Genomic DNA, 25,376 nt, shown 5'->3' with positions numbered 1-25,376 from the left:
ACTCAGGCCTGCCCGGTCGAGTCGGAGGGGGCGGAGCCCGCGGCGGCCTCGGCCGCCATCTGCTCCTTGATCGGGGCCATGTCGAGGTTCTTGACCTGCTCGATGACGTCCTGGAGCGCGGACTGCGGCAGCGCACCGGGCTGGGCGAAGACGAGCACGCCCTCCTTGAAGGCCATGAGGGTCGGGATCGAGGTGATGTTCGCCGCCGACGCGAGGGACTGCTCGGCCTCGGTGTCGACCTTGCCGAAGACGATGCCCTCGTTGTCGCCGCTCTGCGAGGCGGCGTCGTAGACCGGGGCGAACTGTCGACACGGGCCGCACCAGGACGCCCAGAAGTCGACCAGGACGATGTCGTTGTCGAGAACGGTCTTCTCGAAGGACTGCGCGGTCAGGTCAGTGGTAGCCATGTCTCTCCCAACGATCGGTGTGTGAGTGGTATTCCGCCGTCAGCGCAGTTCCCAGGTGACGGTGACGGAGGCCCCGAGGTCGAGGTCACCGCCCTCGACCGGCATGCCACCGGCGTCCATCGACGCCGCCATGAGCTTCATCTCGCGGCGCTGGACCGGGACGGCGCCCGCCTCGGCCACCCCGAGGACCGCGCCGAGCTCGGCGCCGGAGAGGACGGCATACTGCTGCGCCTTGTCCTTGGCGTCGGCGAAGGCGGCGTCCCGGGCGCGTCGCAGCCCGTCGCTGCGGTCGGACACGTCGAGCCGCACCTGGTCGACGAGCAGGGCGTTGCCCACCGCGGACGCGGCGGCCTCGAGGATCTCGCCGACCGACTCGAGCCGGCGCACCGTGACGGCGAGCCGCTGCTGGGCCGTGAAGCCGACGGCCACACCGGTGTTGTCCCAGCGCTGGTTGACGCCGGCGTCGAGCGTGCGGATGTCGGCGTCGGCGACGTCGTGGTCGCGCACGACCGCCCCGACCTTCGTGATGCCCTCGGCCGCGCCGGCGAGCGCCGCCGCGACGTCGTCGGCGTCGTGCCCGACGCGGAGGTCGAGCCGCACGACGTCGGGGGAGACGGCCGCCCTGCCGACGCCGTTGACGGTGACCGTGCGCTTGCCCATGGGGTTCCTCTCGTCGCGGCCCTCGCCGAGGGGGTCGGGGCCCTCGTCGCAACCTACCTAGACTGCGGTGCCATGACGAGCCTTCCGCGACGCTCCGCCCCCGCCTCGCGCCTCGTCGTGGGGCTGGCGGTCGCGGCCGTCGTGGCGCAGCTGCTCGTCCTCTACTGGCCCGTCGTCACGGTCGAGGGCCCGGTGAGCTGGACCGACAAGGTCGTCCACCTCCTCGTCTTCGCCGTGCCGACGTATGCCGTCGGGCGGGCCCTGGGGTCCGTGCGGACCGCCGTCGTCGTCTTCGCGATCCACGCCCCGGTGAGCGAGCTCGTGCAGCACTTCCTGCTCCCCGGCCGCTCCGGCGACGTGTGGGACGCCGTCCTCGACCTCGTCGGCGTGGCCCTCGGGGCGGTCGCGCTCGTGGTCGGGGCCAGGCTGCGTCGCTGGTAGACTTGCCGGCATCCGACTCCGAGGTCTCCTCGGATCACGACGGAAGAGATGGCGCCGGGGATGCCCGGCGGGCAGGCTCGTCCGACGGGGTGACACCCCTACCGGAAGATCGCGCAGACGGCGCGGCCCGGCACCGACGCGGAGCGGATCCGAACACCGGACGGCACAGATGCCGGGGACCGGTACACATGGGGCGCAGAGATTCCTGCGCCTGAGGCTCGTCTGCATGGTCGTGGTGTGACTCACGGCTCGAGGCGAAGTCTGCATCGAGTCAAGAGAGTTGAATACGCAATGCCCAAGCACACCTCCTCCGGCGCGCCCAAGAAGGCCCGCTGGTCCACCGAGAAGAAGTCCGCCGCGACCAAGAAGCCGCACCGCGGACAGGGCGGACCGAAGTCCGGTTCCTTCTCCGGTCCCAAGACCTCCCGCCCGGCATCGTCGGGCTCCTCGCACGTCGGCGGCCGCGAGTGGCGCGCCCCGCGTGACGAGCACCGCTCCTCCGACCGTCGTGACGACCGTGTTGGCTACCAGCGTCGTGACGACCGTCCGTCGTTCGACCGTCGCGACGACCGCGGTGGCGACCGTGGTGGCTACCAGCGTCGTGACGACCGTCCGTCGTTCGACCGTCGCGACGACCGTGGTGGCGACCGTGGTGGCTACCAGCGTCGTGACGACCGTCCGTCGTTCGACCGTCGCGACGACCGTGGTGGCGACCGTGGTGGCTACCAGCGTCGTGACGACCGTCCGTCGTTCGACCGCCGTGACGACCGTGGTGGCGACCGTGGTGGCTACCAGCGCCGTGACGACCGTGGTGACCGTGGCTTCCAGCGTCGTGAGGACCGCCCGAGCTTCGACCGCCGTGACGACCGCGGCGGTGACCGTGGTGGTTTCCAGCGCCGTGACGACCGCGGTGACCGTGGCTTCCAGCGTCGTGAGGACCGCCCGAGCTTCGACCGCCGTGACGACCGCGGTGGCGACCGTGGTGGATACCAGCGCCGTGACGACCGTGGTGACCGTGGCTTCCAGCGTCGTGACGACCGTCCGTCGTTCGACCGCCGCACCGACCGCGGCGCCGACCGCTTCTCCGACCGTGCCCCCGTGAGCTTCGACGACGCCGAGGCCGAGCGCATGGACGCCGACAGCTGGACCAAGTCGACCCGCGCCGACGTGTCCGACGGACCCGTCGACGTCGCCGCCGACAACGGCTTCGCCGCCCTCGGCCTGCCCGAGCGGATCGTCGAGCGTCTCGCCCGCGAGGGCATCACCTCGCCCTTCCCCATCCAGACCGCGACGATCCCCGACGCCCTGGCCGGCAAGGACGTCCTCGGCCGCGGCCAGACGGGCTCGGGCAAGACGCTCGCCTTCGGCCTGCCGCTCATCGCGCGGCTGCTCGAGGCCGACCTCAAGCGTCGCCCGCGCAAGCCCCACGCCCTCATCCTCACGCCGACCCGCGAGCTCGCCATGCAGATCTCCGACGCGCTCGAGCCGCTCGTGCACGTCGCCGGCCTGCGCCACAAGCTCGTCGCCGGTGGCCTCAGCTACACGACGCAGATCAACGCGCTCAACAAGGGCGTCGACATCCTCATCGCGACGCCGGGCCGCCTCAACGACCTGCTCGAGCGCGGCGCGGTCGAGATGGACGACATCGCCATCACCGTGCTCGACGAGGCCGACCACATGGCCGAGATGGGCTTCATGGCCGAGATCACGACGAGCCTCGACAAGATCCCGTCCGACGGCCAGCGCCTGCTCTTCTCGGCGACGCTCGACCGCGGCATCGACGCGCTCGTCGAGAAGTACCTCACCGACCCGGTGACGCACTCGACGAACGACGCGACCGCATCGGTCGAGGGCATGGACCACCACGTCCTGCTCATCGACCCGCAGCACAAGAAGGTCATCACGGCCGAGGTCGCCAACCGCGAGGGCCGCACCGTCGTGTTCTGCCGCACCAAGCTCGGCGCCGACCGCATCGCGCTCCAGCTGCGCGAGCAGGGCGTCATGGCGGCGGCGCTGCACGGTGGGCTCAACCAGGGCCAGCGCAACCGCGTCCTCGGTGCGTTCCGTGACGGCACCCTCCCGGTGCTCGTCGCCACCGACGTCGCCGCCCGCGGCATCCACGTCGACGACGTCTCGGTCGTCCTGCAGGTCGACCCGCCGGCCGACCACAAGGACTACCTGCACCGCTCCGGCCGTACGGCCCGCGCCGGCGACAAGGGCACCGTCGTGACCCTCGCCCTGCCGCACCAGCGCCGCACGATGGAGCGCCAGCTCAAGGACGCCGGACTCGAGATCTCGCCCGTCCGGGCCACGCCCGGCGACGCGATCATCGCGGCGACCGGTGCCACGACCCCCAGTGGTGTCGCGATCGCCGAGGACGACTTCCAGCGCCTCATCGCCGGTCCGAAGCAGCACCATCGAGGACCTGCCGGTCCGCGCGGTCCGCGCCAGGGCCAGCGCGGCGGCTCGCGTCCGCAGCACGGTGGCGGTCGTTCCGACGACCGTCGGGGCCGCCGCAACGACCGCGGTGACGGTCTCGTGTCCCGCTGGGGCGACGACGACCGCCGTGGTCAGCGGGGCGCGCGCTTCTGAGCAGTCGCCGGTGTGGAAGGCTGGGCCCGTGAGCTCGACGTTCCACACCGGCCGCCTCCTCGTGGCGACGCCGTCCGTCGGGGGTGACGTGTTCCACCGGTCCGTCATCCTCATGCTCCACCACGACGACGGCGGCGCCCAGGGCGTCGTGCTCAACAAGCCCCTGTCGGCCGAGGTGGACTCGGTGCTGCCGGGCTGGCAGCGCGTCGTGACAGCGCCGCACGTGCTCTTCCAGGGCGGGCCGGTGTCGACGTCGTCGGCGCTGGGGCTCGTCACGGTGCCGGGCGACGAGCCCGAGCCGCTCGGGGTCAAGCGACTCTTCGGCTCGATCGGTCTCGTCGACCTCGACGTGCCGACCCCCGTCGTCGCGGCCGAGCTGGCGGGTCTGCGGATCTTCGCCGGCTACTCCGGGTGGGAGTTGGGCCAGCTCGAGAACGAGGTGCTGCGGGGCGACTGGTACGTCGTCGACGCGGAGGTGCGCGACGCCTTCACCCCGCGCCCCGACGGGCTGTGGCGCGAGGTGCTCCGACGCCAGCGCGACAGCCTCGCGTACGTCGCGAACTTCCCCGACGACCCGTCGATGAACTGACGTGGGCGTCACGGAGCCCGTGCGGCCCGACACCGAGGAGCATCCCGAGATGCCGACGTCGACCAGGCGAGTTGCCTTCGTCGACAGCGGGCTCGGGCTCCTCGGGTATGCCGACGCGCTCCACGCGCTGCGACCCGACCTCGGCCTCGTGCTGTCGCTCGACCCGGACAACATGCCCTACGGCCCGCGGTCGCCGGAGGAGGTCCAGCGCCTCATCCTCGCCTCGGCGCGCGCCACGCTGCCCCACGAGCCCGCCGCGATCGTCGTCGCGTGCAACACGGCCTCGGTGCACGGCCTCGGGGCCCTGCGTGCCGAGCTCGAGCCGGCCGTCCCCGTCATCGGCACCGTGCCGGCGATCCGCCCGGCAGCCGCCGGGGGTGGGCCGGTCGCCGTGTGGTCCACGGCGGCCACGACGTCGAGCGACTACCTCCGGGGACTCGTCGACGCCTTCGCCGCCGACGTCGAGACCTACGCGGTCGCGGCGCTCGGCCTCGCCGAGGCCATCGAGTCCGGTGACCCGGACGCCGTCGACGAGTGCATCGCGTATGCCGCGTCGCAGACCCCGGCGGGCGTGCGCTCGCTCGTGCTCGGCTGCACGCACTACGGCCTCGTCGTCGAGCGCATCGTCGCGGCCCTGGGTCGGGGCGTGACGATCTTCGACTCGCCCGTCGCGGTGGCCCGACAGACCCTCCGCCGCATCGGCCTCGAGCCCGACCCCACGGCCCCCGAGGCCGGTGTCGAGGCGGTGCTGCTCAGCGGCCGACCCGGCTCGCTGCCCGCGTCCTGGGGGGCCTACCCGGCGGGGGAGCGGCTCCGTCGGGGTGCGGCAGGGCGGCATACACTCTCGTCATGAGCACGATGCCTCCCGACCCCTTCGAGCCCGAGCCCGAGCCCCTGCGGCGCACGAGCACGGCCACGATCGAGCGCGAGGAGGTCCGCGAGGAGCTCCAGGAGCCCGGCGACCACGAGCGCTTCTCGCACTACGTGCGCAAGGAGAAGATCCTCGAGAGCGCACTGTCGGGCGAGCCCGTCGTGGCCCTCTGCGGCAAGATCTGGGTGCCCGGCCGCGACCCCCAGAAGTTCCCGGTCTGCCCGGTCTGCAAGGAGATCTACGAAGGCCTGCGCGACCCGCAGGACGGCGGCGACGGCGACCAGGGCGGCGGCGGCCAGTCCTGACCGGCGGCTCCCTCCTCGCCCGAACCGCGGCACCCGACCGGCTGCGCTTTCCTTAAGGGTTCTTTACTCGCCCCGGCTCCGCCACTGACTGTCGCGTACCTACAGTCGCTGGGATCGACCCCCGATCGGGTGTCGTGTCGGACGAGAAAGGTCACCCCATGAAGCTTCGCTCCCTGATGCTCGCGGCACCGCTCGCACTCGCCGCGGTATCCCTCGGCGCGCCGGCGCAGGCCGCGCCCGTGCTCGACGGCCGCGGCAGCGCCGCGTGCCTCGACCCGGCGGCCGTCGGCGCGGTCGGAGCCCGCGGCACCCACGGCACCGCCAAGGACCCGCACGAGCTCACGGACGCGCAGGTGCGCGCCAACGAGGCGGCCCTGACCAAGGCCCTCGAGGCCAAGGGCCTGACCCGCGACTCGTCGGGCAAGGTCGTCAAGGAGGGCCAGAAGGGCAAGCCCGGCACCGGGGGCACGTTCGCGCCTACGACGGTCAAGGTCTACTGGCACACGATCACCAACGGCACGACCGGCTCCGTCAGCAGCAGCACGATCAGCAGCCAGATCAACGTCCTCAACAACGCCTACGCCGGCACCGGTCTCAGCTTCAGCCTCGCCGGGTCCGACTCGACGAGCAACTCGTCCTGGTACACCGTGACGCCGGGCTCGAGCGCCGAGCGCAACATGAAGACCGCGCTGCGCAAGGGCACGATGGCCGACCTCAACCTCTACTCGGCCAACATCGGCCAGGGCCTGCTCGGCTGGGCGACCTTCCCCAAGAGCAGCTACGACGCCATGGACGGCGTCGTGGTCCTCACCGCGTCCCTCCCGGGCGGCAGCGCGACGAACTACAACCAGGGCGACACGGCCACCCACGAGGTCGGCCACTGGGTCGGGCTCTACCACACCTTCCAGGGCGGCTGTAACGGCAACGGCGACTACGTCGCCGACACGCCCGCCGAGGCGAGTCCCGCCTACGAGTGCCCGACGGGTCGCGACACGTGCACGAGCCCCGGCCTCGACCCGATCAAGAACTTCATGGACTACACCTACGACTCCTGCATGAACACCTTCACGACCGGCCAGGTCTCGCGCATGCAGGCCCAGTGGACCGCCTACCGCGCCGGCAACTGAGCCCCGTCCCACCTGCGCCCGGCCGCGAAAGCGACTGAGCGGCATACCATCCAGTCCGAGGCCCCGCCCGCAAGGCGGGGCCTCGGCATGTCGTCCCCGGGGATTCGTTACGGTGGCCTCTCTATGAGTTCAGGGGCCGCCTTCCACCTCCCACCCGCCTTTCCAGAGCGGGCTGCGTGGGGTACCGCCAGCAAGCTGCGCGCGTGGCAGCAGGAGGCGCTCGACCTCTATCTCGGCAAGGCGCCGCGCGACTTCCTCGCCGTCGCGACGCCGGGCGCCGGCAAGACGACGTACGCCCTGCGCGTGGCCACCGAGCTGCTGAGCGCGGGCATCGTCTCGCGCGTCACCGTCGTGGCCCCCACCGAGCACCTCAAGACCCAGTGGGCCGACGCCGCCGCCCGCGTCGGCATCAGCCTCGACCCGAAGTTCAGCAACAGCATCGGCCGGCACAGTGACGACTACCACGGGGTCGCCGTGACCTATGCCCAGGTCGCGTCGCGCCCGTCGCTGCACCGCGAGCTGACGACGTCGCGCTCGACGCTCGTCATCCTCGACGAGGTGCACCACGGTGGTGACGCGAAGAGCTGGGGCGACGGCATCCGCGAGGCGTTCGAGCCCGCGACCCGCCGGCTCTCGCTGACCGGGACGCCGTTCCGCTCGGACACCTCGCCGATCCCGTTCGTCACCTACGAGCTCGACGCCGAGGGCACGCTCGTCAGCTCGAGCGACTACACGTACGGCTACGCCGAGGCGCTGCGCGACGGCGTCGTGCGACCGGTCCTCTTCATGGCCTACGGCGGCAGCATGCGCTGGCGCACCAAGGCCGGCGACGAGCTCGAGGCCCACCTCGGCGAGCCGATGACGAAGGACTTCGTGGCCCACGCGTGGCGCACGGCCCTCGACCCCAAGGGCGAGTGGATCCCCGCGGTCCTCGCCGCCGCCGACCGGCGCCTCACCGAGGTCCGCCGTCACGTCGAGGACGCCGGCGGGCTCGTCATCGCCTCCAACCAGACCCAGGCGAGGGCGTATGCCGCCATCCTCCGTTCGCTGACCGGCGAGGCCCCCACGGTCGTCCTCTCCGACGACCTCGGCGCGAGCAAGCGCATCGAGGACTTCGGCGCGAGCGACGAGCGCTGGATGGTCGCGGTCCGCATGGTGTCCGAGGGCGTCGACGTGCCCCGCCTCGCGGTCGGGGTCTACGCGACGTCGACGTCGACGCCGCTCTTCTTCGCCCAGGCCGTCGGACGCTTCGTGCGTGCCCGCAGGCGCGGCGAGACCGCGTCCGTCTTCCTGCCGTCGGTGCCGGTCGTCCTCGACCACGCGGCGCGGCTCGAGGAGCAGCGCGACCACGCGCTCGACCGCAAGCCGAACCCCGACGACATCGGCCAGATGTGGGCCGAGGAGCAGAGCCTGCTCGACGAGGCCAACCGCGCCGACAAGGCGAGCGGCGCCCTCGACGAGGGCGCCTTCGAGGCGCTCGAGTCGGACGCCCACTTCGACCACGTGCTCTTCGACAAGCAGCAGTGGGGCATGCACGCCCAGATCGGGTCGGAGGACGAGGAGGAGTACCTCGGTCTGCCCGGCCTCCTCGAGCCCGACCAGGTGTCGGCCCTGCTCCGCGAGCGGCAGAGCCGGCAGGTCAGGAAGGCGCCCCAGGGCGCCTCCGCCCCCGTGCCCGTCGCCGCGCACCGCGCCCTTGCCGCGCAGCGCAAGGAGCTCAACAAGCTCGTCTCGACGTACGCCCGCCAGAAGGGCCTGCCGCACGCCAACGTCCACATGGACCTCCGGCGCGTCTGCGGCGGACCCGACCTGGCGGCCGCCTCGTCCGAGCAGGTCACCGAGCGGATCGACAAGATCCGGCTCTGGCTCGTCGGTCGACGCTGAGGGTTCACGAAACCGACCGGTGCTGTCGGCCTGTCGGCGGACGTGTCCGGCTATGGTCGTGCCCTGCGCCTCGGGGGCGAGCCGCGCACCGTGAACCGGGACTGCTCCGATCGAGCACCTGACAGCGAAGGACGACATGAGCACCGACCCCACCCCTGACCTCCTCGGATCCTCCACCACCCGTCGCCAGCTGCTGGCCCTCGCCGCCGTCGGTGGCGCGGGCCTCGCGGGCGTGCGCTCGGCCGCGCCCGCCGACGCCGCTGCCGCTGCGGCCGGCCCCGGCACCAACGGCGAGGTCGTCCGTCTGACCGTGCTCGGCACGACCGACCTGCACGGCAACGTCTACAACTGGGACTACTTCAAGAACGCCGAGTACACCGACTCCAAGGCCAACGACATCGGCGTGGCCAAGGCCTCCTCGATCATCAAGGCGATCCGGGCCGAGGTCGGTGGCGAGCGCACCCTGACGATCGACGCCGGCGACACGATCCAGGGCACGCCGCTGGCCTACTACTACGCCAAGATCGACCCCGTCACCGGCGGCTCGACGCACCCGATGGCCGCGGCGATGAACCAGGTCGGCTACGACGCCGCCGCCCTCGGCAACCACGAGTACAACTACGGCCTCGACACGCTGCGGGCGTTCGAGAAGCAGCTCGACTTCCCCCTGCTCTCGGCCAACTCCGTCGACTGGAACACCGGCGCCCCCGTCTTCAAGCCGTGGGTCATCAAGACGGTCAAGCTGCCCGACACCAAGGCGATCAAGGTCGGCATCCTCGGTCTCGTGACCCCCGGCGTCGCGATCTGGGACAAGGCCAACGTCGAGGGCAAGGTGAAGTTCCCCGGCATCATCGAGCAGGCGAAGGTCATGGTGCCCCGCCTCAAGGCCGCCGGCGCCGACGTCGTCATCGTCGCGTGCCACTCCGGCGACAACGGCAAGTCGTCGTGGGGCGACGCGCTGCCCTACGTCGAGAACGCGAGCGCGCTCCTCGCCGAGCAGGTCCCCGGCATCGACGCCGTGCTCGTCGGCCACGCGCACCTCGAGATCCCGCAGCGCTACGTCACGAACGCCGCGACCGGCAAGCAGGTCCTGCTCTCCGAGCCCTACTACTGGGGCATGCGCGTGACCCGGATGTCGATCGACGTCCAGAAGGTCCGCGGCCAGTGGCAGGTCGTCCACTCCGAGGCGACGCTCTACAACTCCAACGTCGCGCCCGAGGACCCCGCCGTCACCGGAGCCGTGGCCGCGGCCCACCAGAAGGTGCTCACCTACGTCAACGGCGTCATCGGGACGTGCACGCAGGCGATGTCGGCGGCGACGTCGCGCTACGAGGACACCGCCGCGATCGACTTCATCAACTACGTCCAGGCCGACGCGGTGAAGAAGGCCCTCGCCGGCACGCCGGAGGCCTCGCTGCCGGTCCTGTCGATCGCCGCGCCGTTCAACAAGCTCGCCGCGATCCCGGCCGGCGACGTGACGATCCGCGACGTGGCCGGGCTCTACATCTACGACAACACCCTCCTCGGCATCGTCCTCACCGGCGCCCAGGTCAAGGCCTACCTCGAGAAGAGCGCGGAGTACTTCAAGCCGTGCACGACGACCGGCCCGGTCGCCGCCGACGCGATCACCAACGCCAACGCGACGCCCGACTACAACTACGACGTCATGGGCGGGCTCGACGCCGACCTGACCTACGACATCGACCTCGCCAAGGGGGTCGGCTCGCGCATCGTGAACCTCGCGTATGCGGGGAGCCCGGTCGCGCTCGACGCGCGCTTCGTCGTCGCGATCAACAACTACCGCCAGTCGGGCGGCGGCAACTTCCCGGGCGTCGTGGCCGCCCCGGTCGTCTACAACCGTCAGATCGAGATCCGCCAGCTGCTCATCGACTGGGCGACCGCCAACAAGGTCATCGACCCGGCGGCCTTCTCGAGCCTCGACTGGAGGCTCGTCAGCAACGGCAGCGCGATCACCGTCACGCCCTGATGTCGATGGCCCGGCCGGAGTCCCCGGCCGGGCCGCGGCACGTCGGTCGATATCCGGTGGAGGCCCGGGCGACGCGCGGCTTGGATGGGCGGATGCGTACCTTCGACGAGCTGGTCGGCGAGGCAGTCGCCGCTGACGTGACCGGTTGGGGGTTCGGCTGGCTGGACGGCCGGGCCACCGAGGAGCGGCCACCGTGGGGCTACGCGCGGCTCCTCGCCGCTCGGCTGCCGGAGGCCGCGGCGGCCCTCGACCTCGACACCGGCGGTGGCGAGATCGTCGCGGAGGTACCGGTGCTGCCGGACCGCATGGTCGTCACCGAGGGCTGGGCTCCCAACGTCGAGCGGGCGCGCGCCCTGCTCGCGGACCGAGGCGTCGAGGTGGTGCCGGTCGCGCAGGGCGACTCGCTGCCCTTCCCGGACGCGAGCTTCGACCTCGTGACGAGCCGGCACCCGGTGCGACCGGACTGGGACGAGATCGCCCGGGTCCTCGTCGAGGGCGGCACCTACCTGGCCCAGCACGTGGGCCCGGCCTCGGCGTTCGAGCTCATCGAGTACTTCCTCGGGCCCCTCCCTCAGGAGCGGCTCGGTCGCGACCCGCACGCCGAGGCGCGGGCGGCCCGCGCGGCGGGCCTCGAGGTCGTCGACCTGCGGACCGCGCGGTGCCGGATGGAGATCCGCGACGTGGGCGCGGTGGTGTGGCTCCTGCGCAAGTGCGTCTGGTGGGTGCCGGACTTCTCGGTGGAGGGCTACCGTGACGCGCTGGAGCGCCTCGATGCCGAGCTCAGGGCCGGCCGTCCGTTCGTGGCGCACTCGACGCGACACCTGATCGAGGCGCGCCGCCGCCGCTGACCCGGCCTGCCCGGGGGCGTCCCGCCGCTTGGGAGTTCAGCAGGACGCCCCGCCCCGGCCGACCGGTTGGTGGGACGTCGGCACGGCAGAGGCGTACCCGCCGGGACAGGGGAGCACCGACGGGTACGCAGCTCCATTCTCTCGGATCGAGGGCCGCTGCGTGAACGGTTTCGACGGGATCACGTCATGATCTGCGCGCTCGATCGTCTACCAGTCGACGGGACACGACCCCTGTGCCGTCCGGGGCCTCGGGCCGCCCGTGGAGGAGCGGCTCGGGGCCCTGCTCCGAGGCGTCAGGCGCCGACGAGCACCTGGTAGCCCCAGGCGGGCAGGGAGTACTCCTGGCCCTGCTCGAGCTCGAGCGTCTCGCCGGTGAAGGCGTCGCGCCACGCTCCGACCTGCGGGCCGTCGCCGAGCGTCACGGTCCGGTCCTCGTCGCTGAAGTTGAAGGCCCCGAAGACCCGGTCGTCGCCGACGGCTCGCACGAAGCTCAGCACCGACGCCTCGGCCGAGTTCGGGACGCGGACCATGCGCCCGCCCGCGGCACCGTTCCACAGCGCGGGGTGCGCCTTCTTGAGGGCGAAGAGCTGCCGGTAGAGCTCGCCCTGATCGTCCTCGCGCCAGTCGATCTCGTCCTTGTCGAAGAAGACGAGCCGCTTGTCGCTGCCCGCCTCCTGACCGTTGTAGACGAGCGGCATGCCCTCGCTGACGACGGACAGCACGATCGAGGGCAGGAGTGCATCGCCGAACTGCTCGTACTCGGTGCCCTCCCACGCGTTCTTGTCGTGGTTGCTGACGAAGAGCATCCGGTAGGCGTCACGCTGGTAGAAGCGGTCGTTCCACGCGTAGTAGACCTTGAGCGCCTCGACGTCGGCCTTGCCGTGCGCGATCTTGTGCAGCGTCTCGTTCCAGCTCCAGCCGTACGTCATGTCGAAGGCGCGGACGTGCAGGTCGCGCGACTCCCACTCGGCGAGCATGAAGACCGGCTTGATCTCGTCGAGCTCGCGGCGGACGTTGTCCCAGAAGTCGACCGGCACGAAGCCGGCCACGTCGCAACGGAACCCGTCGACATCGACGTCTCGGACCCAGAACTTCATCGCCTCGGTCATGTAGCGGCGCAGCTCGGGGTTGTCGTAGTCGAGGTCGATGATGTCGTCCCAGTCCCACCAGGGCGTGGGACGCAGGTCGCCCTTCCAGTCACGCGCGTACCAGTCGGGGTGCTCCTCGACGAGGGGGTTGTCCCACGCGGTGTGGTTGGCGACCCAGTCGAGGATGACGCGCAGGCCGAGGGCGTGGGCCGTGTCGACGAAGTGGCGCAGGTCCTCCAGCGTGCCGAACTCCGGGTTGACGCCGAGGTAGTCCTTGACGGCGTACGGGCTGCCCAGCACGCCCTTGCGGTTCAGCTCGCCGATCGGGTGCACCGGCATGATCCACACGATGTCGATGCCGAGGTCGCGCAGGCGGGGCAGGTGGGCCTCGGCGGCCCGGAAGGTGCCCTCGGGCGTGAAGTGGCGCTGGTTGATCTGGTAGATCGTCGCGCTGCGGCTCCACTCCGGGTGGGTGAGCTCGACGTCGGGCCGGGGGGCGTAGGGGTTGGCGGTCACGGGTGGCTCCTGGTCCGGGTCGGTGGGATCGGCGGTGCGGTGGGGCTCGTGCGAGGGTCGCACGTCAGGACGACTCGTCGAGCAGGTGCTCGACGAGCGGGATGGTGCGGTGGTCGAGGCGGGTGGCGAGCGAGATCACGGTCGAGGCCCGCGTGACGTGCGCGTCGTCGACGACGCGGTCGATGACCCGCTGGAGGTCGGCGTTGTCGCGCCCGACGATCCGGATGAGCACGTCTCCGGAGCCGGTGATCGTGTGCGCCTCGAGCACCTCGGGGATCGCGGCGAGGTGGTCGACGACGGGGGAGTGCCCGCCGCGACCCTGACGGATCTCGAGGGTGCAGAACGCCGTCACGGGGTAGCCGATGGCGGCCGGGTCGACGTCCGGGGCCATCGAGCGCAGCACGCCGGTCCGCTGGAGCCGGTCGAGCCTGGCCTGCACCGTGCCGCGAGCCACGCCCAGCCGGCGCGAGGCGCCGAGCACGCCGATGCCCGGCTCGGTGAGCAGGAGGAGCAGGATGCGGCAGTCGAGCGCGTCGACAGGTGCGCGCGCCGAGGGCGTCGCCGGAGACGTCATGGACAGAGTGTCCAGCACGAACCGGCATATGGGCAACACTTTGTGCACTGTGTTCAGCCGCCACGGCTGCTGTTGCACACCTCGACGCTCTCGGTCACTCTCGCTCCATGACCGACACGATGCCGTCTCCGGCCACCGACCTCACCGACCAGGAGCGCGAGGCCGACCTCGACCTCGACCAGCTCAAGCAGCTCGTCGGTCTCGTCGAGTACGACGAGAACACCGACGTCTTCCCCGTCACCGGATGGGACGCGATCGTCTTCGTCGCCGGCAACGCGACGCAGAGCGCGCACTACTACCAGAGCGCCTGGGGCATGGAGCTCGTCGCCTACTCGGGTCCCGAGAACGGCAACCGCGACCACAAGGCGTTCGTCCTCAAGAGCGGCTCGATCCGTTTCGTCATCAAGGGCGCGGTCGACCCCGACAGCCCGCTCGCCGACCACCACCGCCGCCACGGCGACGGCGTCGTCGACATCGCCCTCGAGGTGCCCGACGTCGACAGGTGCGTCGCGCAGGCCGTCAAGGCCGGCGCCACGGTCCTCGAGCAGCCCACGGACCACACCGACGAGCACGGCACGGTCCGCACCGCCGCCATCGCGACCTACGGCGAGACGCGCCACACCCTCGTCCAGCGTCAGGTGAACGGCCAGACGTATGCCGGCCCGTACCTCCCCGGCTACGTCACGACCGCGTCGACGCACGTCAAGCGCGACGGCCAGCCGAAGCGCCTCTTCCAGGCCCTCGACCACATCGTCGGCAACGTCGAGCTCGGTCACATGGACGAGTGGGTCTCCTTCTACAACCGCGTCATGGGCTTCGTGAACATGGCCGAGTTCATCGGCGACGACATCGCCACCGACTACTCGGCCCTCATGAGCAAGGTCGTCGCCAACGGCAACCACCGCGTCAAGTTCCCGCTCAACGAGCCGGCGATCGCCAAGAAGAAGAGCCAGATCGACGAGTACCTCGAGTTCTACCGGGGCGCCGGCGCCCAGCACCTCGCGGTCGCGACGAACGACATCCTCGCCTCCGTCGACGCCCTGCGCGCCAACGGCGTCGAGTTCCTCGACACCCCCGACAGCTACTACGAGGACGCCGAGCTGCGCGAGCGCATCGGCAACGTCCGGGTCCCGATCGAGGAGCTGCAGAAGCGCAAGATCCTCGTCGACCGCGACGAGGACGGCTACCTGCTCCAGATCTTCACCAAGCCGCTCGGCGACCGCCCGACGGTCTTCTTCGAGCTCATCGAGCGGCACGGTTCGCTCGGTTTCGGCAAGGGCAACTTCAAGGCGCTCTTCGAGGCCATCGAGCGCGAGCAGGACAAGCGCGGCAACCTCTGACCCGCTCCGACGTGGCCCTCGGCCCCGGTCCGGTCCCTGCCTTCGGGCGGGAACCGGCCGGGGCCGAGGCGCGCCCGGGACCAGTCGGGGCGCCGCCGGTCTGGGAACGCCGATGCCGTGGCACAGTTGGGGCATGAGCCAGCAGCCCTCCGGGTGGTACGACGACCCCAGCAACACCGACATGCTCCGTTACTGGGACGGCGTGTCGTGGACCAACCACACCGCCCCGAAGAAGTCGCCGACCATCGCGCAGAGCACCATCGGCCTGCCGCAGCAGAGCCCGCAGGGCCAGGCGGGCCAGCAGGGGCAGATGCCGTCCGACCGCACCGGGGCGCCGACGCCGACGACACCGATGCCGCACGGCAGCGGGTGGCAGACGCAGTCCCAGGTGCCGCAGCAGCAGGCGCCGCAGGGCTACTACCAGCAGGCGCCGGCCAACACCCAGTGGATGCACGACATCAAGACCACCGCAGACGGCGTGCCGCTCGCCTCGTGGGGCAAGCGTTTCGCTGCCTGGGTGATCGACGGCCTCATCCTCGCCGTCGTCGGCGGGATCATCTCGTGGGCCGCGACGCCGCGACTGTCCGAGCTCTTCTCCCAGATGGTCACCGCGGCACAGGCCGGCGACCAGACCCGCCTCGTCGAGATCCAGAACGAGCTGACGGGACCCGCCGTGCAGTTCTCGCTCTTCCTGTGGCTCGTGGCGACGGCCTACTGCCTCGTCTTCTGGACGACGATCGCGCAGACCCCGGGCAAGATGGCGCTCGGCATCAGCGTGCGCCGGGCCGCCGAGCCCGGACCCCTGCCGCTCGGGACCGCGGTCATGCGTCGGCTCGTCCCGCTGGCCGGCCAGTTCGTCCCCTTCCTGTCGCTGCTCGACGGCCTGTGGCCGCTCTGGGACGACAAGCGCCAGGCCCTGCACGACAAGGTCGCGAGCACCCAGGTCGTCGAGGGCAAGCAGCCGCGCAAGCAGGGCTGACCGGTCTGACGGGGCTCCGCGCCGCAGTCCGGGTGGGTCGGCCGACGGCGTAACTCGGTTGCGTCGCCGTCCGTGGTCGGCGCGAGAATGGAGGGTGCGCGGGCAGGCCCGCGCCCTCGGCGTCGACGACCCGATGCCGTCGATGCCCCTCGCCCGAACCGGAGTCATCGTGTCTGCTCCCAGCGCCACCGGCCAGTCCACCTACCCCGACAAGATCGACGGGCCGGTCCTCAAGATCGCCGGCGTGGTCGTGCTCGGCGCGATCATGTCGATCCTCGACATCACCGTCGTCAACATCGCCCTGCCGACCTTCCAGACGGTCTTCGCCGAGAGTCCCGACCAGCCGCTGCCCTACTCCACCGTCGCGTGGACCGTGACGGCCTACACCCTGGCGCTCGCGACGGTCATCCCACTCACGGGCTGGGCCGCCGACCGCTTCGGCACGAAGCGGCTCTACGTCCTCGCCGTCGTCCTCTTCACGGCGGGCTCGGCCCTGTGCGCCACGGCCGGGTCCATCGAGCTCCTCATCGGCTTCCGCGTGCTCCAGGGGCTCGGCGGAGGCATGCTCATGCCGCTCGGCATGACGATCATGACGCGCGCCGCGGGCCCGGCCCGGATGGGTCGGCTGATGGCGATCCTCGGCGTCCCCATGCTGCTGGGCCCGATCTTCGGACCCATCCTCGGTGGCTGGCTCATCGAGGTCGCGAGCTGGCACTGGATCTTCCTCATCAACGTGCCGATCGGCGTCGTCGCGGCGCTCTACGCGCTGTGGGCCCTGCCGTCCGACGCGCCGGAGCCGTCGGAGTCCTTCGACGTCGTCGGCATGCTGCTCATGTCGCCCGGCCTCGCGCTCTTCCTCTACGGCATCAGCTCGATCCCCGGTGAGGGGACCTTCGTCTCGAAGAAGGTGCTCATCCCGCTCGGCATCGGGCTCGCCATGCTCGTGACCTTCGTCTTCTACAGCTTCCGGCCCCAGCACCCGCTGCTCGACCTGCGGCTTTTCCGCAACCGGCGGCTCAGCGTCGCGACGATCACGATGTTCCTCTTCGCCGCCGCCTTCTTCGGTGGCCTGCTCCTCGTGCCGACCTACCTCCAGCAGGTGCGGGGGCTCGACACCCTCCACGCGGCCTTCCTCATGGTGCCTCAGGGCCTGGGCGCGATGGTGACGATGCCGATCGCCGGCGCCCTGTCGGACCGCATCCCGGTGGGCCGCATCGTGCCCTTCGGTCTGCTCGCCATCACGGGTGGGATGTTCGCCCTGACGCAGGTGGGCGTCGACACCCCGTACTGGGGCTTCATGATCCCGGTGCTCTTCGTCATGGGACTCGGCATGGGCGGCACGATGATGCCGCTCATGACCTCGGCGCTCAAGACGCTCCAGAGCCACCAGGTGGCGCGTGGCTCGACGCTGCTCAACATCACCCAGCAGATCGCGAGCTCCGTCGGCGTCGCCGTCATCTCGGTGGTCTTCACGAACTACCTCAGCGCCTCGGCGCTGGCGGGGCCGGCCATCGCGGCGCTGCACGACCCGACCCTCGTCGACGACGTCGGTGGGCCGGCCGCCGTCCAGCAGGGCCTCGTCGAGGCCGCTGACGCGTTCGGTGCCACCTTCCTCGTCGCCGCGATCCTCGTCGCGCTGACGCTGATCCCCGCCTCGTTCCTGCCCCGCAAGCACGAGGAGTCGCACTTCCTCGACGACCAGGCCGACGCGGCACCGGTCGTCATCCACTGATCCCGTCCCGGGCCCGGGTGCCCGTTCCCCGACGTCGGGGAACGGGCACGGCTCAGACGGCCGGGCGGATCGTGCCGGTGACCTCGCCGAGACCGATGCGCGCGCCCCCCGGTCCGGGTGCCCACGCCGTCATCGTGACGGTGTCCCCGTCCTCGAGGAAGCCGCGCGTCGTGCCGTCGCCGAGCGTCAGCGGTTCGGTGCCGTTCCACGTCAGCTCGAGCAGGCTGCCGCGGGTGTCGCGGCTGGGACCGCTGATGGTCCCCGAGCCGAAGAGGTCGCCGTCCCGGATCGAGGCACCGTTGACCGTGAGGTGCGCGAGCATCTGCGCCGGAGACCAGTACATCCCCGCGTGCTCCGGGCGTGAGACGACAGTCCCGTTGAGACTGACCTCGACGTGCACGTCGAGGCCGAACGCGTCACCACGCAGGTAGGGCAGGACCTGCGGATCCGCCTGTCCCGGAAGGGGAACGCGCGCCGCACCGAGGGCCTCGAGCGGCGTGACCCACGCCGAGACGGAGGTGGCGAAGGACTTGCCGAGGAACGGACCGAGCGGGACGTACTCCCAGGCCTGCAGGTCGCGGGCGCTCCAGTCGTTGAGGATGACGACACCGAAGAGGTGGTCCTGCGCCTCGTCGACCGAGACGCGGGACCCGAGCGCGGTCGCGCCACCGACGACGTAGCCGAGCTCGGCCTCGATGTCGAGGCGGATGCTCGGGCCGAAGACGGGGGCGGGGTCGTTCGGACCCTTGCGCTGCCCCGTCGGTCGGATGACGTCGGTGCCGGACACGACGACGGTGCCGGCGCGGCCGTGGTAGCCGATGGGCAGGTGCTTCCAGTTGGGCGGCAGGGCGGCGTTGTCGGGCCGGAAGATCTGGCCCACGTTGCTCGCGTGGTCCTCGCTCGCATAGAAGTCGACGTAGTCGGCCACCTCGACGGGCAGGTGGAGCGTGACCTCGGCGAGGGGGTGCAGGTGCGGCGAGACGCCGTCGCGGTGCACGTCGTCGCGCAGGACCTCGGTCAGCCACTCCCGGGCCACGGTCCAGGCGGGGCGGCCGAGGGCGAGGAAGGCGTTGAGGGTCGGGGTCTGCCACGCCGTCGCGAGGTCGGGTCCGTCACCGACGAGCCCGGCGTCCCGGCCGATCGCGGCGACGGCGCCGGCGTCGAGCACGTGGTCGCCGATGCGCACGCCGACGCGCCGGACCGGGTCGCCGGCGGTGCTGAAGACGCCGTAGGGGAGGGTGTCGATGCCGAACGGGTGGTCGGCGGGGACGTCGAGCCAGGTGCTCGTCCGGATGGGCGGCGTCATGCGTGGGACTCCTCGGTGGTGATCATCCCGAGCGCCTCGAGCTCGGTGAGCGGGTCGAGCACACCGCAGCAGCCGAAGGCCGTGAAGCTGTCGCGGACCTGCTCGGCGTCCTCGGTGGACAGGCTCGAGAGTGCGGTGACGAGCACCTCCGTGTCGCGGCGGGCCAGGGCGCCGGACAGCTCGTGCGCCTCGGCACCGCCCAGCGCCTCGTGCGTCGCGAGCAGCACGTTGAGCAGGCCGTGCATCGGCTCGCCGCCGTGGGTGCCCCGGACCGCGTGGTGCAGGCCTCCGGTCAGCTTGAAGGGGAGTCCGTGCAGCACGACCGCGTCGAGGAAGCCGCCGAGCGCCGCCTCGTCGGGCCACGGCCAGGCCGGGGTCGGTCCCGTGCGGAACTTCGCCGTCACGTCGTGCTCGTCGTCGACGGCGGCGGCGATGTCGTCGAGCCCGCGCGCCTGGTCGTCGCCGAGGCCGACCTCGACGACGACGGGAACCTCCGCGTCGAGGACCTGCCGCCACCCGTCGGCCCAGCCGAGCTCGGCTGCCGTGACGAGCACCCGGTCGTCGTGCCGCAGCGTGGTGAGGGCGTCGAGGAGGGGCTGCGCCGGGCTTCCGGGGCGCACGACGAGGCTGACCTCGAGGGGCTCCTGCGCAGTGCGCGGGTCCGCGGCGGCCAGGGTCGCGAGCTCACCCGCCGCGGTGGCGGGGACGAGCAGCGGGCCGATGTGGACGGCATACGGCCCCGTGCGCCGGTCGAGGTGCTCGCGCACGGCGACGTCGAGGGGCGCCAGCCCCGGTGGGAAGACCGCGGCGTCGTCGACGAGGCGGTCGAAGAGGGGCGCGAAGGGCGTCCTTGACATGACTGGGAGCGTACTCCACTGTTGCAATAGTGATACACCAGCGTCCGCTCAACGGACGCGCTCGACGGAGAGGCCTTCGCCCATGGCGCACTACCAGGCAGTCGGAAGCATCCCGCCCAAGCGGCACACCCAGCACCGACGTCCTGGGCCGGGGAGCACGCCGGGCGAGCTCTACTACGAGGAGCTCATGGGTGAGGAGGGCTTCAGCTCCGACAGCTCGCTGCTCTACCACCGCAACATCCCGTCGACGACGGTCGGCGCCGCGGTCTGGGAGGTGCCCGACCAGTCGACGACCCCGAACCACCCGCTCACGCCTCGGCACCTCAAGCTCCACGAGCTCTTCGACGCCGGGTCGGTCGACGGCACGGACGTCGTGACCGGCCGCCGCCTCGTGCTCGGCAACGGCGACGTGCGCATCTCGTATGCCGTCGCCGGCGCGCCGAGCCCGTGGTACCGCAACGGCATCGGCGACGAGTGCGTCTACGTCGAGCGCGGCCGAGCCCGCGTCGAGACCGTCTTCGGCTCGTTCGAGGTCGGGGAGGGCGACTACGTCGTCATCCCGCGCGCCACGACCCACCGGTGGCTCCCCGAGCGGTCGACGACCGACCCGCTCCGCGCGTACTGCATCGAGGCCAACAGCCACATCGCCCCGCCGAAGCGCTACCTCAGCAAGTACGGCCAGCTCCTCGAGCACGCCCCCTACTGCGAGCGCGACCTGCGCCAGCCGGACGGTCCGCTCCTCGCCGAGGACGTCGGCGCGAGCCCCGACGAGGCGACCGAGGTCTACATCAAGCACCGGGGCAACGGCCCCGGCGGTGTCGTCGGCACCATCCACACGCTGCCGTTCCACCCGCTCGACGTCGTCGGCTGGGACGGCTGCCTCTACCCCTACGTCTTCAACGTGCGCGACTTCGAGCCGATCACCGGCCGCATCCACCAGCCGCCGCCCGTGCACCAGGTCTTCGAGGGCTCGAACTTCGTCATCTGCAACTTCGTGCCCCGCAAGGTCGACTACCACCCGCTCGCGATCCCCGTCCCCTACTACCACTCGAACGTCGACAGCGACGAGATCATGTTCTACGTCGACGGCGACTACGAGGCCCGCAAGGGCTCGGGCATCGGCAGGGGATCGGTCTCGGTCCACCCGGGTGGGCACCCCCACGGGCCGCAGCCCGGTGCGACCGAGGGCTCGATCGGCGTCGAGAGCTTCGACGAGCTCGCCGTCATGGTCGACACGTTCCGCCCGCTCGAGCTCGGCGAGGGCGGCCTCGCGGTCGACGACGGCCTCTACGCGATGTCGTGGTCGAAGGGGAGCGACCGCGGCTCGCCCACGGGCCGCCCCCACTCCGAGGGCTGAGCGCGTGCCAGGACCGGCTGCGCCGCGGGGCGAGTCCTCCCAGACGCTCGACCGTGGCATCCGGGTGCTCGAGGCACTGGCCGGGACCGGCGAGGCGGCAGGCCTGACGATCACCGAGCTCGCGGCCGGGCTCGGTGTGGGTCGGCCCGTCGTCTACCGCCTCGTCACGACGCTCGAGGACCACCACCTCGTCTCACGGGCCGCCGACGGGAGGGTCCGTCTCGCGCTCGGCATCAGCCGCCTCGCCTCGGCCGTCACTCCCGTCGTGCGCACCGAGGCACGGCCCGCGCTGCGCGACCTCGCCGACGCCGTGGGGGCGACGGCGCACCTGACGATCGCGGAGGGCGACGAGGCGCTCGCGCTCGTCGTCGTCGAGCCGTCGTGGACCGACGTCCACGTCGCCTACCGTTCCGGGGCAAGGCACCGGCTCGACCAGGGCGCCGCCGGTCGGGCGATCCTCGCCGGTCGGGCGGGGGAGCGTGGTGTCGTCGGCACCGACGGCGAGCTGCAGGCGGGGGCGCACGGCCTGGCCGTGTCGCTGTCGACCCGCACCGACCCCGCCCCCGGAGGCGTCGAGGCCTCGGTCGGGGTCGTCTCCCTCGAGCCCCTCGACGTGCGCACCGTGGGTCCACGGCTCGAGCACGCGGCCCGGGCCCTGCGCGCCGTCCTCCGCTGACCCCTCGCCCTCCTCTCACGTCGAGTGGCCCCGTCGTCACACGCCAGACATCCGAGGCTCGTCGAGTGGCCGCGTCGTCACACCCCGAATCGGTGACCCATGGGGTTGATGGGGTTGCGCGGCCACTCGAGCTGGGGACGGGCTGGGGTCAGCCGGCGACGTGGGGGATCGGTTGGGTCAGCCGCCGACCCTGGGGGCGCCGAGAAGGTGGATGCCGGCTTCGCGCAGCTCTGCGAGGGCCGCGTCGGTCGTGGGCCGGGAGACGCCGGCCGTGAGGTCGAGCAGCACGGTGGTCTCGAAGCCCTCGCGTCGCGCGTCGGCCGCCGTGGCCCGGACGCAGTGGTCGGTCGCGATGCCGACGACGTCGACGCGGGAGACGTCGCGCTCCGTGAGCCAGGCGGCGAGCGTGGTGTCCCGGCCGTCGTCCGAGCGCCCCTCGAAGCCGCTGTAGGCGGCGGCGTGCTCGCCCTTGCGGAAGACCGCCTCCACGTGCCCGAGGGCACCCGCGAGCCTCGGGTGGAACTCCGCGCCCTCGCTGCCCGCGACGCAGTGCACCGGCCACGAGTCGACGAAGTCGGGGGTCGACGAGAAGTGCGGCCCGGGGTCGACGTGCCAGTCGGCGGTCGCGACGACATGGTCGTAGTCGGCAGCGTGGCGACTCACGTGCTCGGTGACCTCCCGGGCCACCTCGGCGCCGCCGCTGACGGCGAGGGACCCGCCCTCGCAGAAGTCGTTCTGCACGTCGACGATGATCAGCGCGCGTCCGCCGTCATGCGTGGATCCGGCCATGGCTCAGTCCTTCTCGTAGATCGTGGGGATCACGGGCTCGCCTCGTGACAGCTGGGCAGCCGCCCGGGGCAGCTCCGCCCGCGACGCCTCGTGTCGCGCGCGCGCCTCGTGGATGCCCTGGTGGTCGACGACCTCGCCGCCGCGGACGAGGTCGATCATCAGGCGTCGGTCGTTGCCGTCGTCGTGCGGCTGATCACCGATGCCGATGACCTCGGCCTGGGCGACGCCGGAGTCGCTGAGGCGGCGCATGGCCCACTTGCGTCCGCCGACCGACGTCTTGTCCTTGCTCTTCTTCTCGACGCCCTGCATCTGTCCCGACGCGTCCTCGCGCTGGACGAGCTTGTAGACCATGGACGCCGTCGGTGCCCCGGAGCCGGTCACGAGCGCCGTGCCGACGCCGTATCCGCTGACGGGGCCGGCCGCGAGGCCCGCGATGGCGTACTCGTCGAGGTCGGAGGTGACGATGATCCTGGTGTCGGTGTTGCCCGCCGCGTCGAGCTGGGCGCGCACCTCGGTGGCCTGGATGAGCAGGTCGCCCGAGTCGAGACGGACCGCCCCGAGCTCGGGGCCGGCGATGTCCATCGCGAGCGCGACGGCCGTCCGGACGTCGTAGGTGTCGACGAGGAGGGTCGTGCCCTTGCCGAGCGACTCGACCTGGGCGGTGAAGGCCTCCTTCTCCGAGTCGTAGAGGAGGGTGAACGCGTGCGCGGCCGTGCCCGTCGTCGGCACGCCGTAACGGCGCCCGGCCTCGAGGTTGCTCGTCGCGTCGAAGCCGGCGACGTAGGCCGCGCGAGCGGCCGCGACGGCCGACTCCTCGTGGGTGCGTCGTGAGCCCATCTCGATGCAGGGCCTGCCGATGGCCGCGGTCGTCATGCGCGAGGCCGCGGAGGCGATCGCCGTGTCGTGGTTGAGGATCGAGAGCACGAGCGTCTCGAGGATGACGCCCTCGGCGAAGGTCGACTCGACGACGAGGACCGGCGACTGCGGGAAGTAGCACTCACCCTCGGCGTATCCGCTGACGTCACCGGAGAAGCGGTAGTCCGCCAGCCAGTCGACGGTGGCGCGGTCGACGACCTTCCGGTCGGACAGGAAGCGCAGCTCGTCGTCGCCGAAGCGGAACTCCTCGAGCGCCTCGAGCACCCGGCCCGTTCCAGCGATGACCCCGTAGCGGCGCCCGTCGGGAAGCCGGCGGGCGAACGCCTCGAAGACGCAGCGCCGGTGCGCCTCGCCCGAGGCGAGGGCGGCCTGGAGCATCGTCAGCTCGTAGTGGTCGGTCAGCAGCGCCGTGCTCGCGGCGCGAGGGCTCGTCGGGCTCACGTGCCCACCCTAGGTGTCAGCAGGCCCCGGGGACCGTCTGCCCCACGCGCCTCGGTGGACCTAGGGTGGCCCTGTGACCGCAGCCACCCTCTCCCTCGCGCCCGCCGAGCAGGAGGTGACCTCCACCGACGAGGTCGTCGCACCCGACGTGCCGTGGGTGACGATCGTCTGGAACGACCCCGTCAACCTCATGACGTACGTGACGTGGGTCTTCGAGACCTACTTCGGCTATGCCCGCCCGAAGGCCGAGAAGCTGATGATGGACGTCCACGTCAAGGGCCGTGCCGTCGTCTCCAACGGCCCCCGCGAGTCGATGGAGCGCGACGCGGAGGCGCTCCAGGGCTACGGCCTCTGGGCCACGTTCGAGAAGGACCGCTGATGGCACGCGCCTTCCTGCGCGAGCAGGACCACTACGTCGGTCTCCTCGAGTCCACCGAGCGCACCGTGCTCCTCGGCCTCATGCAGCAGACGCGACTGCTGCTCTCTCCGGAGATCGAGCCGACCGGCGACGCGTTCGACGACCTCGTGGCGTCGATGGGCCTGTCGCTGAGTGCCGCGGACCAGCAGGCCGACGACGCGGGCGGCCCTGCCGCACAGGCCGACTCGGCATCGCTGGCCGACCGCGACCCAGCCCTCGACCGGCTCCTGCCGACCGCCCATCGGGGTGACGACCAGATCGCGGCGGAGTTCCGTCGCCTGACCGAGGAGGGCCTTCGGCAGCGCAAGAGCGGCAACCTCGACGTCGCTCTCGCGTGCGTCGAGGAGGCCGTCGGCAACCGGGTCGTGCTCGACGAGTCCCAGGCGCCGGCCTTCCTCATGGCCCTCACCGACGTCCGCCTCCTGCTCGGCGAGCGGATGGGCATGCGCACCGAGGAGGACGCCGAGGCGCTGCACGCCGCGATGGACGACATCGACGACGACGACCCCCTCGGCTACGCCATGGCGTGGTACGACTTCCTCACCTGGCTGCAGGAGACCCTGACCCAGGCGCTCATGGGCACGGACCTGCGCGACGTCGTGGCGGCATACGACGACGACCTCGACGACGACCTCGACGACGACGTCGACGACGACCTCGACGACGACGAAGGCGCGCGGCCGGACGACACGATGTGACGCACCCGACGCCACGTC

24 protein-coding genes are annotated in these 25,376 nt (G+C 71.5%); 16 read left to right on the top strand and 8 right to left on the bottom strand.

The genetic code is table 11. The annotated features are described in order from the left end of the window. Window positions 1-2: 2 nt before the first annotated feature. Both trxA and ACSQ2D_RS14090 read right to left on the bottom strand, forming a co-directional pair. Window positions 3-407, bottom strand: a complete 405-nt coding sequence (trxA, locus tag ACSQ2D_RS14095; RefSeq protein ID WP_435986562.1) for a thioredoxin — start codon at window positions 405-407, stop codon at window positions 3-5. A gap of 39 nt (window positions 408-446) precedes the next feature. Beyond that, complete coding sequence (locus ACSQ2D_RS14090; RefSeq protein ID WP_435986561.1) at window positions 447-1,067, bottom strand: SIMPL domain-containing protein; 621 nt, start codon at window positions 1,065-1,067, stop codon at window positions 447-449. Between the two features lie 72 nt (window positions 1,068-1,139). On the opposite strand from ACSQ2D_RS14090, the gene ACSQ2D_RS14085 reads away from it, so the two are divergent. The 9 genes from ACSQ2D_RS14085 (at window position 1,140) to ACSQ2D_RS14045 (ending at window position 11,711) form a co-directional block, all read left to right on the top strand. Beyond that, on the top strand, window positions 1,140-1,508 hold the full coding sequence (locus tag ACSQ2D_RS14085) for a VanZ family protein (protein WP_435986560.1): 369 nt from the start codon (window positions 1,140-1,142) through the stop codon (window positions 1,506-1,508). A 291-nt stretch (window positions 1,509-1,799) separates the two neighbouring features. Beyond that, window positions 1,800-4,100 (top strand): DEAD/DEAH box helicase, encoded by a 2,301-nt coding sequence (locus ACSQ2D_RS14080; RefSeq protein ID WP_435986559.1) that lies wholly within the window; start codon window positions 1,800-1,802, stop codon window positions 4,098-4,100. Window positions 4,101-4,128: 28 nt separating this feature from the next. Then, the gene (locus ACSQ2D_RS14075) at window positions 4,129-4,689 is read left to right on the top strand and encodes a YqgE/AlgH family protein (RefSeq protein ID WP_435986558.1); all 561 of its coding nucleotides are present in this window, start codon (window positions 4,129-4,131) and stop codon (window positions 4,687-4,689) included. Between the two features lies 1 nt (window position 4,690). After that, entirely contained in the window at window positions 4,691-5,542 is an 852-nt protein-coding gene (locus ACSQ2D_RS14070; protein WP_435986557.1) for a glutamate racemase, read from the top strand. After that, on the top strand, window positions 5,539-5,865 hold the full coding sequence (locus ACSQ2D_RS14065) for a DUF3039 domain-containing protein (protein WP_056775799.1): 327 nt from the start codon (window positions 5,539-5,541) through the stop codon (window positions 5,863-5,865). The genes ACSQ2D_RS14070 and ACSQ2D_RS14065 overlap by 4 nt, the downstream gene beginning before the upstream one ends. A gap of 158 nt (window positions 5,866-6,023) precedes the next feature. Further along, window positions 6,024-6,992, top strand: a complete 969-nt coding sequence (locus ACSQ2D_RS14060; protein ID WP_435986556.1) for a zinc metalloprotease — start codon at window positions 6,024-6,026, stop codon at window positions 6,990-6,992. Between the two features lie 123 nt (window positions 6,993-7,115). Beyond that, on the top strand, window positions 7,116-8,876 hold the full coding sequence (locus tag ACSQ2D_RS14055; RefSeq protein ID WP_435986555.1) for a DEAD/DEAH box helicase: 1,761 nt from the start codon (window positions 7,116-7,118) through the stop codon (window positions 8,874-8,876). A gap of 136 nt (window positions 8,877-9,012) precedes the next feature. Beyond that, a complete protein-coding gene (locus ACSQ2D_RS14050; protein WP_435986554.1) occupies window positions 9,013-10,863 on the top strand; it encodes a bifunctional metallophosphatase/5'-nucleotidase in 1,851 nt (616 codons plus the stop codon). A 92-nt stretch (window positions 10,864-10,955) separates the two neighbouring features. Next, window positions 10,956-11,711, top strand: coding sequence for a class I SAM-dependent methyltransferase (locus ACSQ2D_RS14045; protein ID WP_435986553.1), 756 nt, complete (start codon window positions 10,956-10,958; stop codon window positions 11,709-11,711). A gap of 293 nt (window positions 11,712-12,004) precedes the next feature. Here ACSQ2D_RS14045 and ACSQ2D_RS14040 read toward each other — a convergent pair whose 3' ends face one another. Beyond that, on the bottom strand, window positions 12,005-13,315 hold the full coding sequence (locus tag ACSQ2D_RS14040; protein WP_435986552.1) for an alpha-amylase family glycosyl hydrolase: 1,311 nt from the start codon (window positions 13,313-13,315) through the stop codon (window positions 12,005-12,007). Window positions 13,316-13,379: 64 nt separating this feature from the next. Then, on the bottom strand, window positions 13,380-13,889 hold the full coding sequence (locus ACSQ2D_RS14035) for an Lrp/AsnC family transcriptional regulator (protein ID WP_435986551.1): 510 nt from the start codon (window positions 13,887-13,889) through the stop codon (window positions 13,380-13,382). Between the two features lie 107 nt (window positions 13,890-13,996). On the opposite strand from ACSQ2D_RS14035, the gene hppD reads away from it, so the two are divergent. From hppD to ACSQ2D_RS14020, 3 genes are all read left to right on the top strand, one after another. Then, window positions 13,997-15,229 (top strand): 4-hydroxyphenylpyruvate dioxygenase, encoded by a 1,233-nt coding sequence (gene hppD / locus ACSQ2D_RS14030; RefSeq protein WP_435986550.1) that lies wholly within the window; start codon window positions 13,997-13,999, stop codon window positions 15,227-15,229. 133 nt (window positions 15,230-15,362) lie between these two features. Further along, entirely contained in the window at window positions 15,363-16,208 is an 846-nt protein-coding gene (locus ACSQ2D_RS14025; RefSeq protein WP_435986549.1) for an RDD family protein, read from the top strand. A gap of 142 nt (window positions 16,209-16,350) precedes the next feature. Next, complete coding sequence (locus ACSQ2D_RS14020; RefSeq protein ID WP_435987856.1) at window positions 16,351-17,940, top strand: DHA2 family efflux MFS transporter permease subunit; 1,590 nt, start codon at window positions 16,351-16,353, stop codon at window positions 17,938-17,940. A gap of 52 nt (window positions 17,941-17,992) precedes the next feature. Here the strand turns inward: ACSQ2D_RS14020 and fahA are convergent, their stop codons facing one another. After that, window positions 17,993-19,246 carry a fumarylacetoacetase gene (fahA, locus tag ACSQ2D_RS14015; protein WP_435986548.1) on the bottom strand — a complete coding sequence of 418 codons (1,254 nt, stop codon included), beginning with the start codon at window positions 19,244-19,246 and terminating at the stop codon, window positions 17,993-17,995. Further along, entirely contained in the window at window positions 19,243-20,103 is an 861-nt protein-coding gene (locus tag ACSQ2D_RS14010; RefSeq protein WP_435986547.1) for a hypothetical protein, read from the bottom strand. The genes fahA and ACSQ2D_RS14010 overlap by 4 nt, the downstream gene beginning before the upstream one ends. Window positions 20,104-20,185: 82 nt before the next feature. Here ACSQ2D_RS14010 and ACSQ2D_RS14005 point away from each other — a divergent pair, with 82 nt between their 5' ends. Then, a complete protein-coding gene (locus tag ACSQ2D_RS14005) occupies window positions 20,186-21,460 on the top strand; it encodes a homogentisate 1,2-dioxygenase (protein WP_435986546.1) in 1,275 nt (424 codons plus the stop codon). 4 nt (window positions 21,461-21,464) lie between these two features. Continuing rightward, the gene (locus ACSQ2D_RS14000) at window positions 21,465-22,136 is read left to right on the top strand and encodes an IclR family transcriptional regulator (RefSeq protein WP_435986545.1); all 672 of its coding nucleotides are present in this window, start codon (window positions 21,465-21,467) and stop codon (window positions 22,134-22,136) included. Window positions 22,137-22,313: 177 nt separating this feature from the next. Here ACSQ2D_RS14000 and ACSQ2D_RS13995 read toward each other — a convergent pair whose 3' ends face one another. Both ACSQ2D_RS13995 and ACSQ2D_RS13990 read right to left on the bottom strand, forming a co-directional pair. Next, a complete protein-coding gene (locus ACSQ2D_RS13995; RefSeq protein WP_435986544.1) occupies window positions 22,314-22,925 on the bottom strand; it encodes a nicotinamidase in 612 nt (203 codons plus the stop codon). Between the two features lie 3 nt (window positions 22,926-22,928). Continuing rightward, complete coding sequence (locus ACSQ2D_RS13990) at window positions 22,929-24,242, bottom strand: nicotinate phosphoribosyltransferase (RefSeq protein ID WP_435986543.1); 1,314 nt, start codon at window positions 24,240-24,242, stop codon at window positions 22,929-22,931. A gap of 73 nt (window positions 24,243-24,315) precedes the next feature. On the opposite strand from ACSQ2D_RS13990, the gene clpS reads away from it, so the two are divergent. Together clpS and ACSQ2D_RS13980 are read left to right on the top strand one after the other, a co-directional pair. Then, complete coding sequence (clpS, locus tag ACSQ2D_RS13985) at window positions 24,316-24,621, top strand: ATP-dependent Clp protease adapter ClpS (RefSeq protein ID WP_435986542.1); 306 nt, start codon at window positions 24,316-24,318, stop codon at window positions 24,619-24,621. Further along, window positions 24,621-25,358 carry a DUF2017 domain-containing protein gene (locus tag ACSQ2D_RS13980; RefSeq protein WP_435986541.1) on the top strand — a complete coding sequence of 246 codons (738 nt, stop codon included), beginning with the start codon at window positions 24,621-24,623 and terminating at the stop codon, window positions 25,356-25,358. Before clpS ends, ACSQ2D_RS13980 begins: the two co-directional genes overlap by 1 nt. The last annotated feature ends 18 nt before the right edge of the window (window positions 25,359-25,376 follow it).

The sequence above is a fragment of the Terrabacter sp. LjRoot27 genome, from assembly GCF_964254175.1.
Classification (GTDB): domain Bacteria; phylum Actinomycetota; class Actinomycetes; order Actinomycetales; family Dermatophilaceae; genus Terrabacter.
The sequence above is the reverse complement of the archived record's forward strand: the minus strand, read 5'-3'. Positions and strand labels throughout refer to the sequence as shown.